Source organism: Pseudomonas sp. SP16.1, from assembly GCF_052682975.1.
In genome coordinates this window covers 2327841-2341519 of the sequence record NZ_JBQYFZ010000001.1, presented here as the reverse complement: position 1 = coordinate 2341519, position 13679 = coordinate 2327841, and the positions used below count along the sequence as shown (strand labels likewise).

The window sequence follows — 13679 nt, the reverse complement described above, 5'->3', positions numbered from 1 at the left end:
GCCTTACTCCTGATCTTTCAGTACGTCGGGCACGCAGGCCCGGTGGAAACCGTTGTAGGGCTCGCTGTTCCTGGCCTTGCCCAGGGTCCAGGCGCGGCTGCCCTGGCTGGCGGCACCGTCGATGCGGATGGTATTGCCGCTGATGAAGCTGGCTCCCGGAGTCAGCAGGAAGACGATGGCCGCAGCCACCTCCGACTCGCTGCCGATGCGCTGCAGCGGCACGTGATCCTTGAGGTTGCGGATCATGTTCTTCATCGACTCGGGGTAGGTGTCCATGCCGCTGGAGGCGATCCAGCCCGGCGCCACGGCATTGACCCGCACCCCGGCGTGGCCCCACTCGTAGGCGGCGGTCTTGGTGAAGTTCTCCATGCCGGCGCGCGCCGCGCCGGAATGGCCCATGCCGGGCATGCCGCCCCACATGTCGGCGAGCATGTTGACGATGCCGCCGCCGGTCCTGCTCATGCTCTGGTTGAACACCTCGCGGGCCACCAGAAAGCCGCCGACCAGGTTGGTGCGCACCACCGTCTCGAAGCCTTTCTGGTTGATCGAGGCGAGCGGGGCGGGGTACTGGCCGCCGGCGTTGTTGACCAGGTGATGGATGACGCCGCGCTCGGCCAGCACCGCCGCGACCATGGCCTTGACCGCCTCTTCCTCACGGATATCGCAGACCTGGTAGCCGACGCTGCCGCCATCCTCGCGGATCTCGGCGCTGGTCTGTTCCAGCTTCTCCTGCTTGCGCCCGACCAGCACCACATGGGCGCCCAGATGGGCCAGTTCGTGGGCGGTGCAGCGACCGATGCCGCTGCCACCGCCGGTGATCAGGATGGTCTGGCCTGCGAACAGGCCGGGTTTGAATACGGAGTCGTAGCTCATTGTTCTTGTCCTTCGACCTCGTTGTAGGCAACACCCTGTCAAGGTGGTGCGCTACTGAGCAGGTTGTAGGGTGGAAAACCGTGCAGCGTTCTCCACCAAAAAGCTGGTGGAGGGGTAAAGCGCCATCCACCCTACAGTCGATCCGCCAGTACTTTGGGTACTGGCACCGGAAACTCCAATAATTGCTGGGCGAAGGCCTTGCCCTGCGGGTCGATGCGCAAGGAGGCGACACCGCCGCCGCCCAGGGCGTTCTCCAGCAGGAAGTTGAGGCTGTGGCTGCCCGGCAGGTACCAGCGCTCGACGCGGCCGAGCTGCGGGTCGAGCACGTGGCTCATCCAGTCCACCACCGCCTCCTTGCCAAGGGCCTCGGCGATCCACGGCAGGTACTCGGGTTTGCGCGCCATCACGCCGATATTGCTGTGATTGCCCTTGTCCCCGGAGCGCGCCACGGCCAGCTTGATCAGCGGCACGCTGACCTCGGCCGGGCCGACCGCGGAAGGCACCTCGGCCTCCACGGCGAGCGCGGCCGGGTCGAGCGCCTCGAGTCGGGGCAGGGCGACCGGGCGTCGCTGGCCGTCGAGCTCCACCTCCAGCGCGCAGGCGCCCTTGTCGACCAGAAAGCTGAACAGGCGGATCACCGGATACACCGCGGGGCGACCTCCGAGCATGCCGGTCAGCCCCGGCGCCATGCCGGTGGCGGCCTGGGCGATCTCACGGGAGAACAACAGCAGCGCTTCCTTCCTGGCATGGCGCACGGCCAGCTTGATCACCACCTCGCGGCTGTCGCGGCGCCGGCCGTGCGGGCCGTAGGTCGCCTCGCTGCCGAGCAACTCGACGTCGACTTCCTGGTAGGCGCCCCAGCCGCGCTCGGCGAACAGCTCTTCGGTCTTGGCGATGATCGCCCGGCTGACCCGCTCGGCCTTGGCCACCGCATCGATGCCGGCCAGCAGGCAGCTGGCGGTGCAGCGGAAGCCGTCCGGATGGGTGGCGCTGACCTTGTACTGCGCGGTGGGCGGCATGCCGCGCGCACCCTTGAGTTCCACCCGATCGACGCCTACCTGGGTCAGCTGAACCGCGGTGAAGTCGCAGATCACGTCCGGCAGCAGGTAGGCGCGCGGGTCGCCGATCTCGTAGAGCATCTGCTCGCCCACGGTGAGCGGCGTGACCAGGCCGCCGGAGCCCTCCGGCTTGGTCACGACGAAACGGCCGTCGGCCTGCACCTCGACGATGGGAAAACCGATGTGCTCGTAGTCCGGCACCTCGCGCCAGTCGGTGAAGTTGCCGCCGGTGCACTGCGCGCCGCATTCGATGATGTGCCCGGCCAACGCCGCCTGGGCCAGCTTGTCATGGTCGTGCCAGTCCCAGCCGAATTCATGGATCAGCGCGGCGCTGACCACGGCGCTGTCGACCACGCGCCCGGTGATGACGATATCGGCACCGGCATCCAGCGCCGCGACTATGCCCGGAGCGCCGAGGTAGGCGTTGACCGAGATGCACGAGGGCGGCAGCGGCGCGCCGCTGAACATCTCCACGGTGCCGGCCTTGAGCAGCTCGCCCAGCCTGGGCTGCAGGTTGTCGCCGTGCAGCACGGCGATCTTCAGCTTCACCCCGGCCTGCTCGCAGACGGCCGCGAGGGCGGCGGCGCAGGCCGTCGGGTTGACCCCGCCGGCATTGCTGATGACGCGTATCCGCTTCTGCGCGATCTCGCCCAGCAGCGGTGCGAGCACCTCGACGAAGTCGCGGGCATAGCCCTCGTCCGGCTTCTTCATGCGCGCCGCGGCCAGGATCGACATGGTCACTTCGGCCAGGTAGTCGAACACCAGATAGTCCAGTTCGGCGCCACGCACCAACTGGGCGGCGGCGGTGCAGGTGTCGCCCCAGAAGGCGGAAGCGCAGCCGATGCGTAGGGTTTTGCTCATGGCGATGGCCCGTCAGAAGTTGAGAAGCTGAAGTCAACACTACCAAGCAAGCGCTTGGTTTGAAAGCCGTGCAAGAGGGCTTTCCCGCCAAAAGTGCGGCCAAGCGCTTGCTTGGGTGGTCGCCGGGGCATAAATTCCTCGCATGGATTTCATCAAGCAGGACAAGCACTTGCCGGTGGCATGAAGAACCCGTGAAAGAAACGGGCGCGCAGGGCGAAGCAATCATGGGGAGAGATCAGCGTGGACGAATACAAGGCCCAGGCGGTGATGCAGGAACTGGTCAAAGGCGGCCTGGTTACCGATCCGGACAGCGCCCGCGGCAAACTGCTGCAGATGGCGGCCCACCTGTTTCGCAGCAAGGGATACGAACGCACCACGGTGCGCGATCTGGCTGGCGCGGTGGGCATCCAGTCGGGCAGCATCTTTCATCACTTCAAGAGCAAGGACGAGATTCTGCGCTCGGTGATGGAGGAAACCATCGTCTACAACACCGCGCTGATGCGCGCCGCGCTGGCCGAGGCCCAGGGCACGCGCGAGCGACTGCTGGCGCTGATCCGCTGCGAGCTGCAGTCGATCATGGGCGGCACCGGCGAAGCCATGGCGGTACTGGTCTACGAATGGCGCTCGCTGTCGGCCGCCGGCCAGGCGCAGGTGCTGGCGCTGCGCGATACCTACGAGCAGATCTGGCTCGAGGTGCTGGGCGAGGCGCGCGAGGCCGGCTATTTCCAGGGCGATCCGTTCATCCAGCGACGCTTCCTGACCGGCGCCCTGAGCTGGACCACCACCTGGTTCCGTCCGCAGGGGCCGATGAGTCTCGATCAGCTCGCCGAAGAGGCCTTATCGCTGGTGTGCAAGGACGCTTGAGAAAAATAGGCTAGGCTTGCCAGCAGCTGCCGCTTCGTCGGCTTCGAACACGGGATGTTCGCCTGACCGCTGCCCTGCGTTCCGTGACGAGAGGTCGAGTTTGCGCACGTTAGTCCTTTGCCTGCTGTCCTGCCTCTATCTGCTGCAATTGCCGGCGGGCTACGCCGCGCAGCAGGTGCGGGTCGGCGGCTATCACTTCCCGCCTTATCTGTTCAAACCCGAGGCGCCGCAGCCGCATGGGCTGGTTCCGGAACTGCTCGAGGCGTTGAATCGCATGCAGGGCGAATACCGTTTCGTCCTGGTGCCGACCTCCGCCTCGCGCCGTTACCGCGACATGCAAGGCGAGCGCTACGACCTGATCCTGTTCGAGTCCAGCCAGTGGGGCTGGCAGAACACGCCTCATCTCGGCCTGCCGCTGAACATCGAGGACGCCGAGGTCTACGTCGCCGCCGCCGAACCCGGGCGCGGGCAGGACTACTTCGACGACTTCGCCGGCAAGCGCATGGCCCTGTACAGCGGCTACCACTATGGATTCGCCGGTTACAACGCCGACCAGGACTACCTGGTGCGCAGCTTCAGCGCGTTGATGACCTACTCCCACGACAGCAACCTGCGCATGCTGCAGCTGCAGCGCGCCGATGTGGCGGTGATCACCCGTTCCTACCTGCGCATGTACCTGGAGCGGCACCCGGACGCGGCGGCCGGCCTGCTGGTGTCGGAGCGCTTCGATCAGATCTACCGGCACGAGGTGCTGCTGCGACCGAACGGCCCGCTGGCACCACCGCAGATGGCGCGGTTGCTGGAGCGGCTGGAAAGCGAGGGGGAGCTGTCGAGGCTGCTGCGCCGCTACCATCTGCGACTTGGCGAGATAGGCGTGCCGGACCGAAAGGCCAACTAGTCGCTCAGGGTGGGACTGGAGTAGGCTGCCATTCATTAGAAGAAGGATTTTGGGGGGGAGTCGACATGCAGCAGGGGCGGCTGTGGCTTTGTAGGGGGATGGGGGCGCTGTGTCTGCTGCTCGCCGGCTCGCTGGGCGCCGCCGAGGTGGTGCACGTCGGCGGCGCGCATTTCCCGCCCTACGTGGTCAAATCCGACCTGCTGGAGTCCAGTGGGCTGTTGCCGCAGTTGCTGGAGGCGCTGAACCGCGAACAGGCCGATTTCCACTTCGTTATGTTGCCGACCGCGATCGCCCGCCGTTTCAGCGATCTGCAGCGTGGCCGCATCGACATGGCGATCTTCGAGAACCCGGACTGGGGCTGGCAGGGCATCGAGTTCGACGCGGTGGACATGGGGCTCGAGGACGCCGAACTGTTCGTCGCCCGGGTCGAGGACCGGCGCGGTCAGGAGTACTTCGACCAGCTGTTGGGCAAGCGCCTGGCGCTGTACCGCGGCTATCACTACGGTTTCGCCGACTTCAACAGCGACCCGGACTTCCTCACCGAGACCTATAACGCCAACCTCGGCCACTCCCACGACAGCAACCTGCTGATGGTGCTGCGCGGGCGTGCCGATATCGCCCTGGTCACGCGTTCCAACCTCTACGACTTCCTCGAGCGCAACGTCGAACATGCGCGGCATCTGCTGGTTTCCGAGCGCATCGATCAGATCTATCACCACCATGCGCTGATTCGCCCCGGCGCGCCGATCAGCGCCGAGCGCTTCGCCGAATTGCTCGCGCGGCTGCGGGACAACGGCGAGCTGGCGCGCATCTTCTCGCCCTATCGCATCACCGTCATACCAGCCGCAGCGGATAGCTCAGCAGCACAATATGGAGCAGATTGACCGCCCCGTGCAGGCCGACCGCCAGGCCCAGGCGCCCGCTGTAGTGAAAAGCCAGGCCGTAGCCCAGACCGGCGACGCCCGCCACCAGGGCGAATAGCGGGCTGAACGGCAGGTGTGCGGCGCCGAACAACCCGGCAGTCAGCAGCAGCCCCGGCCAGGTACCCAGACGGCGGATCAGCGCGCGCTGCAGCACGGCGCGAAACAACAGCTCCTCAGCCAGTACCGCCACGCCCAGATTGACCGCCAACCACAGCAGCAGATCGTCCGGCCATTTCGGCTGCCAGCCCACCAATCCCAGGCCCAGCGCCAGCAGCGGCACGGCCAGCAGTGTGGCGGTGCAGGCCAGCCAGGCATGGCTCGATGAGAGGACGGGTTCGCGGCGCTGGCCCAGCCACCAGGCCAGCAGCGCCGTGCCCAGCAGCAGCTTGTCCCAGGACAGGCGCAGGGCGTAGGGCGCGGCGTCCGCACTGATTTGCCGCGGCGGCCACAGCGGCCAGGGACTGAAGCCCGGCAGCAGATGGGCGGCCAGGGCGATGCCGCTGGCCAGCACCGCGCTCAGCCACAACCAGCCGGGCAGCAGGCGTTCGCCGCCGAATACGAGGCAGACGAACAGCGCGCCAAGCAGCAGACCGACAGGCTCGATAAAACCCAGGGCATGGCCGAGGGCCAGGGCGAAGGCGGGCAGCAGCAGGCGCAGACGCAGGGGCATGGCACTTCCTTGTGGTGGGGGGCGCAGTCTATTGCGCCGGCGGCGTGCCGGTAAATCGGTCATGGCCCCGTCGCAGCGCTGCGTAACAGGCCGGTCAATCGCTCGCTAACGCTCGCGCGCGTCCTTGGCCTCCTGCTCGGCGTTGCGTTCGCGGATGCGTTTGAGCTGCTCCTCGCTCAGCGGCAGCTTCTTCGCCGTGTCGCGCAACAGCAGCAGGCTGCCGAGGATGGAGCCCAAGGCCAGGACCAGGATGAGCCAGGCGTACCAGGGCATGGTGAGTTCCTCTTGATTGACTGGAACACCACCTTAACCCGCACGTTGCACCTTGTCAGTTCGCCAGGACGCCAACGGGTTGCAGATCGCTGTCGTCCTTCAGTAGCACGCCGCTGAGCTGCAGGCGCAGCGCCTGGCGCGCCAGGTAGTCGAGCTTGTGCGCCGCCAGGGCGTAGGGCAGGCCTTCGGGGCGCACGTTGGAGATGCAGTTGCGCGCGCTGTCCGGGCAGCCGATGCGCGGGGCGTGGGTCAGGTACAGGCCGAGGCTGTCCGGCGAGGACAGTCCCGGGCGTTCGCCGATCATGACGATCACCAGGCGCGCGCGCAGCGCCTCGCCGATGCCGTCGCCGATGGCCACGCGACCCTGCTCGGCGAGCACCACCGGGGTATTGGCCCAGTCGGTGGCGAAGCGTTCGCGAAAGGCCAGCAGCAGCGGCAGGGCGTGGCGCTGCACGGCGATGGCCGACAGGCCGTCGGCCAGGACGATGGCCAGCTCCGGCGCCGGCAGCTCGTGCTGCAGCTGCACGCGGCAGTCGTCGTGCAGGTGGCGGCCGTGATCCGGGCGCAGCAGGTAGCTCTGCCGATCCTCGGCGTTGCTGCGCACCTTCAGCGTACGAAAACCCGCGCCGTGCAGCTGCTGCTTGAGCTCGGCGAAGTCCAGCGGGCGGTGCACGGCGTCGCGCGCCTGGGCGTGGGCCAGGCCGAACCTGAGCACCTCGGCGGTGGGCAGGCTGCAGCCGACCCGGCCTAGGGCGATACGCGCCGAGGTGTGGGCGCGCAGCTCGTCCCAGGGATTGGGCTGGGCCAGCTCTACCTTGGCCTGGGCCAGCTCTATCCCGGCCTGGATCAGATCGGACTCGTTCATCAGGCGGCTCCGGAAAGCTGCGGCAGTTGCCTGAGCAGGCGATGGCCGCGGCCGATCTCGCGCAGGCGGCCGCCAGGTTCGGTGATGGCCATGCGCGCCAGCCAGGCGTCGAACTCGGGGGCGCGTTTCAGGCCCAGCACCTTGCGCAGGTACAGGGCGTCGTGAAACGAGGTGCTCTGGTAGTTGAGCATGATGTCGTCGGCGCCGGGGATGCCCATGATGAAGTTGATCCCGGCCGCGCCGAGCAGGGTCAGCAGGCTGTCCATGTCGTCCTGGTCGGCTTCGGCGTGGTTGGTGTAGCAGACGTCGCAGCCCATCGGCAGGCCCAGCAGCTTGGCGCAGAAGTGGTCCTCCAGGCCGGCGCGGACGATCTGCTTGCCGTCGTAGAGGTATTCCGGACCGATGAAGCCGACCACGCTGTTGACCAGCAGCGGGCGGAACTCGCGGGCCACGGCGTAGGCGCGCGCCTCGCAGGTCTGCTGGTCGACGCCATGGTGAGCGCCGGCCGACAGCGCACTGCCCTGGCCGGTCTCGAAGTACATGCAGTGGTCGCCGAGCGTGCCGCGGTCCAGCGACAGTGCCGCGTCGTGCGCCTCGCGCAGGATCGCCAGGGACACGCCGAAGCCGGCATTGGCCGCCTCGCTGCCGGCGATGGACTGGAACACCAGGTCCACCGGCGCGCCGGCCTCGATGGCCTGGATCTGCGTGGTGACGTGGGTCAGCACGCAGCTCTGCATGGGGATGTCGAAGTGCTGGCGCACCTCGTCCAGCATCTGCCACAGGCGCATCAGGGTCGGCAGCGAATCGCTCGCCGGGTTGATGCCCACGCAGGCGTCGCCGGCGCCGTAGAGCAGGCCGTCGAGCAGGCTGGCGGCGATGCCGCGCACGTCGTCGGTGGGGTGGTTGGGCTGCAGGCGCACGGCCAGATGACCGGGCAGGCCCAGGGTGTTGCGAAAGCGGGTGACCACCTGGCATTTCTTCGCCACCAGGATCAGGTCCTGGTTGCGCATCAGCTTGCTCACCGCGGCGACCATCTCCGGCGTCAGCCCCGGCGCCACGGCGGCCAGGCGCGCGCTGTCGGTGCGCTCCAGCAGCAGCCAGTCGCGCAGGTCGCCCACGCTCAGGTGGCTGATCGGGGCGAAGGCGGCGGCGTCGTGGCGGTCGAGGATCAGCCGGGTGACTTCGTCCGCTTCGTAGGGGATCAGCGCCTCGTCGAGAAAGCGTTTGAGCGGCACCTCGGCCAGGGCCAGCTTGGCCGCCATGCGCTCTTCATAGGTGGCGGCGGCGAGGCCGGCCAGGTAGTCGCCGGAGCGCGCCGGGCTGGCCTTGGCCAGCAGGGTCTTGAGGTCGGCGAAGCGGTAGACCAGGCGGCCGACGGTGGTCTGGTAGGGCATGGCTGCAACCCGTGCGGAGAACGACAGGGTTGCCGTGCAGTGCCCATGCCAGGCGGCGCCAGGCCGCCTATGGTGCGGCTTGCAGCGGTCCGCTGCGGTTTGCCGCTGATTGCTGGCGGTGCGTTGGGCGCCGCGTTGCACCGAGGCGGGGCGTGATGTCTGTCACATGATGGCAACTTGACGCTGCTTGAATGGTGGCTTTCCGACCACAGGGGGAGTCCGTTCATGAGTGCCAGCGCTCTGCAATCGCTACTGCGGCCGGTGGCGCCGCTCGCCGCGGCGATGAGCATCAGCGAGGTCGCCGACCGCCTGCTGACCGCCGAGCACCGCGCCTTCCTCTCCCTGCCGGTGGTCGACGCCGATGGCCGGCCGCTGGGCCTGGTCAGCCGTTCCAAGCTGCAGGACATCTTCATGCAGCGCTTTGGCCGTGACCTGCGCGGGCGCCATCCGGTGGGCGAGGTGATGAACCCCGCGCCGCTGATCGTCAGCCTCGCCACCAGCCTGGAGGAGGCGGCCAAGCAGGTCACCGGGCAGCTGCAGTACCCCATCACCGAGGACTTCATCCTGGTCGACGGCCAGGGCCTGTACCGCGGCCTGGGCACCGTGCTCGACCTGCTCAAGGCCATGGAGGCGCGCGTCGCCCAGCGCAACCGGGTGCTGCGCCAGGCCTTGGTCGACCTCAAGGAATCCCAGGCGCAGCTGCTGCAGTCGGAGAAGATGGCCTCGCTGGGGCAGATGGTGGCGGGGGTGGCCCACGAACTGAATACCCCGCTGGGCTACGTGAAGAACAATGTGCAGCTGCTGGGCGAACTGAGCGCGCCGCTGTTCGCGCTGGCCGCGGCGCAGGCCCGGCTGGGCCAGTGCCTGAACGATCCGGCCTGCGCCGAGGCGGACCTCGCCGACGCCCTGGCCGCCGCCGAGCAGGCCCGCCAGGCGGCGGCGCCGGAACTGCTGGCGGACGACCTCGAGCAACTGCTGAGCGATACCCTCTACGGCCTGGAGCAGATCGCCGAGCTGGTGCTGGGGCTGAAGGACTTCGCCCGCCTGGACCGCGCGCTGAGCGAGGAGGTCGACCTCAATGACTGCATCCGCAGCGCCCTGCTGATCGCCCGCCATCACATCAAGGACAAGGCCGAGGTGGTCCAGCAGCTCGGCGAGCTGCCGCGCATCGCCTGCGCGCCGTCGCAGATCAACCAGGTGCTGCTCAACCTGCTGACCAACGCCGCCCAGGCCATCGAGGGCCGCGGGCGCATCCAGATCAGGAGCTGGGCCGACGCCCGCGGCCTGCACCTCTCGCTGCAGGACAACGGTCGCGGCATGCCGCCGGCGGTACTGGCGAAGATCTTCGATCCCTTCTTCACCACCAAGCCGGTCGGCCAGGGCACCGGCCTGGGCCTGTCGATCAGCTACAAGATCATCCAGGACCACGGCGGGCAGATCCGCGTCGCCTCCGAACCCGGGCGCGGCACGCGCTTTCTCATCAGCCTGCCGCTGCCACCCGCCGTCGCCATGCCAAGGAGCGCCTGACATGACCGCCCCCATCCGCATCCTCTTCGTCGACGACGAGGAACGCATCCTGCGCAGCCTCGCCATGCAGTTCCGCCGTCAGTACCAGGTACTCACCGAGAGCGACCCGCGGCGCGCCCTCGAGCGCCTGCGCGAAGAGTCGGTGCAGATCCTGGTCAGCGACCAGCGCATGCCGCAGATGAGCGGCGCCGAGCTGCTGGCTCAGGCCCGCGAGGTCGCCCCGGACTGCCTGCGCATCCTGCTCACCGGCTACTCCGACCTCGACGCCGCGGTGGAGGCGCTCAACAGCGGCGGCATCTTCCGCTACCTGACCAAGCCCTGGGACCCGCAGGAGATGGACTTCACCCTGCGCCAGGCCGCCGAGATCGCCGCACGCCAGGCGCAGGCGCCCAGCGTGCCGGCGATCAGCGCCCAGGCCGCGCCGCTGACTCTGTTGCTGCTCGACGACGAGGTCGAGACCCTGGCGGCGGTCGGCGAGTTCTGCGTGGCCGGCGGCCACCGCCTGCTGCGCGCGCGCAACCTGGCCGAGGCCATGCTGCAGCTGAACAACGAGGCGGTGGACATCCTGGTCAGCGACCTCAAGCTGGCCGACGAGGACTGCGCGCCGCTGCTCAAGGGGCTGGCCCAGGCCCATCCGCGCCTGCTCAGCCTGGTGATCACGCCGTTTCGCGATACCCAGGCGCTGCTCAAGCTGATCAACGAGGCGCAGATCTTCCGCTACCTGCCCAAGCCGATCCGCCGCGGCCTGTTCGACAAGGGCCTCAAGGCCGCCGCCGAGCAGGCGCTGATCTGGCGCGCGCAGCCGGCGCCGCTGGTCACCCGCCTGGCCGAGGCGCCGCGCGACGAGCGCGAGCGGGAGAAGGTCGGCAGCCTGCTGGGCATGCTCGGCCGCCTGCGCGAGCGGTTGATCGCCTAATCGCGTTGCGGCGAGATGTCGTAGGGTGGATCACGCTTCACCGATCCACCGCATGGTGGATGTAGAAAGCGATATCCACCCTACGGGCGCGCCGCTCCGCTGCCTGTGTTTGCGTTACAATGCGCGGCGTTTTTGACCTGCCGAGACCCGCCATGCCCGCCTGCCAGACCCCGATCATCGTCGCCCTCGACTTCCCCAGCCGTGACGCCGCCCTGGCCCTGGCCGACCGCCTCGACCCCGCGCTGTGCCGGGTCAAGGTGGGCAAGGAGCTGTTCACCCGCTGCGGCCCGCAGGTGGTCGAGGCGCTGCAGGCCAAGGGGTTCGAGCTGTTCCTCGACCTGAAATTCCACGACATCCCCAACACCACGGCGATGGCGGTCAAGGCCGCCGCGGAGCTGGGCGTGTGGATGGTCAACGTGCACTGCTCCGGCGGCCTGCGCATGATGGCCGCCTGCCGCGAGGAACTGGACAAGCTCAGCGGGCCCAAGCCGCTGCTGATCGGCGTCACCGTGCTGACCAGCATGGAGCAGCAGGACCTGGCCGGCATCGGCCTGGACGTCGCGCCGCAAGAGCAGGTGCTGCGCCTGGCCGGCCTGGCGGCTGAGGCGGGCCTCGACGGCCTGGTCTGCTCGGCGCAGGAGGCGCAGGCGCTGAAGGTCGCGCAACCGCGCCTGCAGCTGGTCACTCCCGGCATCCGCCCGGCCGGCAGCAGTGCCGACGATCAGAAGCGCATCCTCACCCCGCGCCAGGCATTGGACGCCGGCTCCGACTACCTGGTGATCGGCCGGCCGATCAGCCAGGCCGCCGATCCGGCGCAGGCGTTGGCTGCGGTGGTGGCCGAGCTCGGTAGCTGAGCCCGTATCGATCTCACTGATAAAGGCCCGCAAGCCTTTATCAGTTCCCTGCATGATCCTGCACTCCAGAGCCTGATAGTGCTGCTCGCCGCCCGGCGTGCTGGCTAGACTCGTCGCGACTTTCAATCGCTGCGAGGAAGCAGAAATGAGCATGACCTTCTCCGGCCAGGTCGCCCTGGTCACCGGCGGCGCCGCCGGCATCGGCCGCGCCACTGCCCTGGCATTCGCCGCCGAGGGGCTCAAGGTGGTGGTTTCCGATGTCGACGCCGTGGGCGGCGAGGGCAGCGTCGAGCTGATCCGCGCGGCCGGCGGCGAGGCGTGCTTCGTCCGTTGCGACGTGACCCAGGGCGCCGAGGTCAAGGCACTGATGGAGGCGGTGATCGCTGCCTACGGCCGCCTCGACTACGCCTTCAACAATGCCGGCATCGAGATCGAGCAGGGTAGGCTGGCCGAGGGCAACGAAGCCGAGTTCGACGCCATCATGGGCGTCAACGTCAAGGGCGTGTGGCTGTGCATGAAGCACCAGATTCCGCTGTTGCTGGCCCAGGGCGGCGGCGTCATCGTCAACACCGCTTCCGTTGCCGGCCTCGGTGCGGCGCCGAAGATGAGCATCTACGCCGCCTCCAAGCACGCGGTGATCGGCCTGACCAAGTCGGCCGCGGTGGAGTACGCGAAGAAGAAAATCCGCGTCAACGCCGTGTGCCCGGCGGTGATCGATACCGACATGTTCCGCCGCGCCTACGAGTCCGACCCGAAGAAGGGCGAGTTCGCCGCCTCCATGCACCCGGTCGGGCGCATCGGCAAGGTGGAGGAAATCGCCACCGCGGTGCTCTACCTGTGCTGTGACAACGCGGCCTTCACCACCGGCCACGCGCTGGCGGTGGACGGTGGGGCAACGGCGATCTAGAGCAGCAAAGCCGACAAGCGCCGTCGACTACGGCCCGGCGTGCGCCAAGTCCAGCCAGGTCCAACCGGGGCGATAACAATGCTGGCCGGCTGCCGTTGCTGCCGGCCGGCGTCTTTCTGGCCAGGGCCTTCGGGCTGGCGCTGGAGCCGATGCGGCTGGCCGCCGTGGCGAGTCCCCTCTTGAGCCAGGGGTTAGGCAGCGCCAGCGGCAGAGCGGCTGGAGAACTTTCCGAGTAGCCACTGCAGCCCAGACAGATGCTGCTGGTCGTGGCTGGAGAGATAGTGCACCAAGCTGCGCAGGGTAACCGGACCGTAGCCCTTGAAATCCGCGGGTCGATCCAGCTGCGCCGGTGATAGCGCACGGATCAGTTCAAGGGTTTCTGCTCGCGCTTTGCGGAACGAATCCAGGACCGCTTGCGCGTCCTGCTGGTCGTACGAGCGTTCGCGGATCAGGGCGTCCGTGTCGAGAGACGGCAAGAACGGATTTGCCTCGTCCCGAGTTCGCTGAAGGCGGACGTGGTATCCGTCTATCTCGACATCTCGTACATGGCAGATTTGCTCGATGGCGGTGAGTGCCTCGCTTGGCACGCCATCCCAGGACGCCGGTGCCCAGGCTACGGCCTCTGGAGGGAACGCGGCGTAGAGCAGTGCGAGCTGAGTCGGAAAGGCCTCGAGTGCGAGAAGTGTGGGGCTGTTCGGCATGCTGTCTTGTCTCGGATTTCTGGCTCTGGACTTTTGACCGGCCGCGAAGCTGGCGCGGGCGCGTTTCGTACTGCCTAACCTGTTCTCGTCATACG

14 protein-coding genes are annotated in these 13679 nt (G+C 67.9%); 7 read left to right on the top strand and 7 right to left on the bottom strand.

The window, feature by feature from the left end; all coding sequences use genetic code 11:
* Nucleotides 1-3: 3 nt before the first annotated feature.
* On the bottom strand, nt 4-873 hold the full coding sequence (locus ACUTAF_RS11320) for an SDR family oxidoreductase (RefSeq protein WP_445580043.1): 870 nt from the start codon (nt 871-873) through the stop codon (nt 4-6).
* A 131-nt stretch (nt 874-1004) separates the two neighbouring features.
* Nucleotides 1005-2792 carry an acyclic terpene utilization AtuA family protein gene (locus tag ACUTAF_RS11315; RefSeq protein ID WP_445580042.1) on the bottom strand — a complete coding sequence of 596 codons (1788 nt, stop codon included), beginning with the start codon at nt 2790-2792 and terminating at the stop codon, nt 1005-1007.
* 240 nt (nt 2793-3032) lie between these two features.
* On the opposite strand from ACUTAF_RS11315, the gene ACUTAF_RS11310 reads away from it, so the two are divergent.
* The 3 genes from ACUTAF_RS11310 (at nt 3033) to ACUTAF_RS11300 (ending at nt 5438) form a co-directional block, all read left to right on the top strand.
* Complete coding sequence (locus ACUTAF_RS11310) at nt 3033-3656, top strand: TetR/AcrR family transcriptional regulator (RefSeq protein WP_445580041.1); 624 nt, start codon at nt 3033-3035, stop codon at nt 3654-3656.
* 100 nt (nt 3657-3756) lie between these two features.
* Nucleotides 3757-4554 carry a substrate-binding periplasmic protein gene (locus ACUTAF_RS11305; RefSeq protein WP_445580040.1) on the top strand — a complete coding sequence of 266 codons (798 nt, stop codon included), beginning with the start codon at nt 3757-3759 and terminating at the stop codon, nt 4552-4554.
* Nucleotides 4555-4652: 98 nt separating this feature from the next.
* The gene (locus ACUTAF_RS11300) at nt 4653-5438 is read left to right on the top strand and encodes a substrate-binding periplasmic protein (RefSeq protein ID WP_445582434.1); all 786 of its coding nucleotides are present in this window, start codon (nt 4653-4655) and stop codon (nt 5436-5438) included.
* On the opposite strand, the gene ACUTAF_RS11295 is transcribed toward ACUTAF_RS11300, so the two are convergent.
* The 4 genes from ACUTAF_RS11295 to ACUTAF_RS11280 form a co-directional block, all read right to left on the bottom strand.
* A complete protein-coding gene (locus ACUTAF_RS11295) occupies nt 5389-6147 on the bottom strand; it encodes a CPBP family intramembrane glutamic endopeptidase (RefSeq protein ID WP_445580039.1) in 759 nt (252 codons plus the stop codon). The genes ACUTAF_RS11300 and ACUTAF_RS11295 overlap by 50 nt on opposite strands.
* A 105-nt stretch (nt 6148-6252) precedes the next feature.
* A complete protein-coding gene (locus tag ACUTAF_RS11290) occupies nt 6253-6420 on the bottom strand; it encodes a DUF2897 family protein (RefSeq protein WP_445580038.1) in 168 nt (55 codons plus the stop codon).
* Nucleotides 6421-6475: 55 nt separating this feature from the next.
* Nucleotides 6476-7285, bottom strand: coding sequence for an ethanolamine ammonia-lyase subunit EutC (eutC, locus tag ACUTAF_RS11285; protein ID WP_445580037.1), 810 nt, complete (start codon nt 7283-7285; stop codon nt 6476-6478).
* Nucleotides 7285-8679, bottom strand: coding sequence for an ethanolamine ammonia-lyase subunit EutB (locus ACUTAF_RS11280; RefSeq protein WP_445580036.1), 1395 nt, complete (start codon nt 8677-8679; stop codon nt 7285-7287). The genes eutC and ACUTAF_RS11280 overlap by 1 nt, the downstream gene beginning before the upstream one ends.
* A gap of 225 nt (nt 8680-8904) precedes the next feature.
* Here ACUTAF_RS11280 and ACUTAF_RS11275 point away from each other — a divergent pair, with 225 nt between their 5' ends.
* The 4 genes from ACUTAF_RS11275 to ACUTAF_RS11260 all read left to right on the top strand — a co-directional run bounded on the left by ACUTAF_RS11275 (nt 8905) and on the right by ACUTAF_RS11260 (nt 12883).
* Entirely contained in the window at nt 8905-10206 is a 1302-nt protein-coding gene (locus ACUTAF_RS11275) for a sensor histidine kinase (RefSeq protein ID WP_445580035.1), read from the top strand.
* A 1-nt stretch (nt 10207) separates the two neighbouring features.
* Nucleotides 10208-11122 carry a response regulator gene (locus ACUTAF_RS11270; RefSeq protein WP_445580034.1) on the top strand — a complete coding sequence of 305 codons (915 nt, stop codon included), beginning with the start codon at nt 10208-10210 and terminating at the stop codon, nt 11120-11122.
* Between the two features lie 152 nt (nt 11123-11274).
* Nucleotides 11275-11976, top strand: a complete 702-nt coding sequence (pyrF, locus tag ACUTAF_RS11265; protein WP_445580033.1) for an orotidine-5'-phosphate decarboxylase — start codon at nt 11275-11277, stop codon at nt 11974-11976.
* Between the two features lie 145 nt (nt 11977-12121).
* Nucleotides 12122-12883 carry an SDR family oxidoreductase gene (locus ACUTAF_RS11260; protein WP_445580032.1) on the top strand — a complete coding sequence of 254 codons (762 nt, stop codon included), beginning with the start codon at nt 12122-12124 and terminating at the stop codon, nt 12881-12883.
* A gap of 191 nt (nt 12884-13074) precedes the next feature.
* Here the strand turns inward: ACUTAF_RS11260 and ACUTAF_RS11255 are convergent, their stop codons facing one another.
* Entirely contained in the window at nt 13075-13584 is a 510-nt protein-coding gene (locus tag ACUTAF_RS11255) for a DinB family protein (protein ID WP_445580031.1), read from the bottom strand.
* Between the last annotated feature and the right edge of the window lie 95 nt (nt 13585-13679).